Raw genomic sequence first — 1,536 nt, 5'->3', positions numbered from 1 at the left:
TTCGTGGCACAGAATTCCCAAATGATATAATAAATGATATTTTTGATGCAGATAAGGATTTAGCCTTTGGAATCTTACCTAAAAATCAATATCTTGATATGCTGAAGTTTTATTGTGATTGTATCAACAAAGGACATATTACAGATTCTACCCCTCTAATCATTATCGGGCATTCACTAGGAGGTGCATTAGCACAATTACTTACATTAAGCCTTGCTACTCCAGAATCAAGTGCTAATGTAAAAGAAATCTATACTTTTAATGCTCCGGGAGCTAGAGATTTAAAGATTGTAGATTTAGGTAATATATATAGCATAGATTCTATGATACTTAATGCCAAAGATAAAGAAAGGGCATTGTTTAAAAAGATAAAAGGATATGAATATGATGAAAATGGTAATCTCTTAAGAGATACTATACTTATTGGGCGTGAAAGTGGATTATTTCATCAAATTCAAAAGTATTTTTCAAAAGATGAAAATCTAAAAGAACATACTATATTTTTAAAGACATCTACTTCAACAAATATGAGATATGTAGGAAATGGTGCTGTATTGAATAGCACCTTATATACCTATGAAATCTTTAGTGTAAATGAGGCTTTTATCAAATGTATCAAAACTCTTAAAGAAAACAACGCATTAAAGCAACCTTTAGCTTGTCAAAATTCTATTCACCATATAGAAACAGATGGGGATTCTAATCCAGATAATAATAAAAAATCAAAAGAAATCATACAAAGCTTAGGCACAGATATAGCAGGGAAGTATTATTTGATAAATTTAGGAGGACAATTTTGGGATTCTCATTTTCTAGCTCCTACTATTATAGAGCTAAAAACAATCGTTATGTATATGCAAAGCGGAAATATAGATAATCTCTTAGAATACAATAGGATTAAAGATGAAAATAATCCAGAAATGTTTATAAGACATATGAGAGATAACAAAATGATAGAAAGAGATTTTTATAACAATCCAGATTGGTTTAGTGGTCTCTCCTACTATCTCCCTCCTGTCCCCACTATCTCAAACGATATGCAAAAAGCTATAGCCTATCTTGATACACACTCTCTCCCACAAGAACCAAAAGGAGTAATGCTCGCCTCTAATGATAGCTTTGCTACTGATATAGGGATAGAGAAGCAACCCTTAGCAAATGCAGTAGAACAAACACAAGCACAATATGAACAATATAAAGAAGAGTTAAAAGAATACAATACAAATCTCAATATCTATAATGACAATATCAAAGACTACAACAAAGAGCTAGAATCTTATCTCAAATCCTATAAAATCTATCAAAATAATCTTTTTCAAGAATACCTTATAAACAACACTCTCCTTGCAAATGATATAGCTTTACAACTCGACCTCACAAATCAATCACAAACTACTACAAAATCTCCCAAAGAAACATATAATAAACTACAAAAGCCCTACAACCTCTATGATATACTTAGCCTCCTTTATTCTTCAAACTCCTACTATACTTATATAGTATCTAGTGATATAGAAAATCTAAGTGTAGCTGATA

Annotated in this window: 1 protein-coding gene; it reads left to right on the top strand. The window is 30.9% G+C overall.

Annotated features, from left to right (window positions below; all coding sequences use genetic code 11):
* On the top strand, positions 1-1,536 hold a 1,536-nt coding region (locus CQA53_RS11315), incomplete at both ends, for a lipase family protein (protein WP_407918856.1).

It is taken from the genome of Helicobacter didelphidarum, assembly GCF_003364195.1.
Lineage (GTDB): Bacteria > Campylobacterota > Campylobacteria > Campylobacterales > Helicobacteraceae > Helicobacter_A > Helicobacter_A didelphidarum.
The sequence above is the reverse complement of the archived record's forward strand: the minus strand, read 5'-3'. Positions and strand labels throughout refer to the sequence as shown.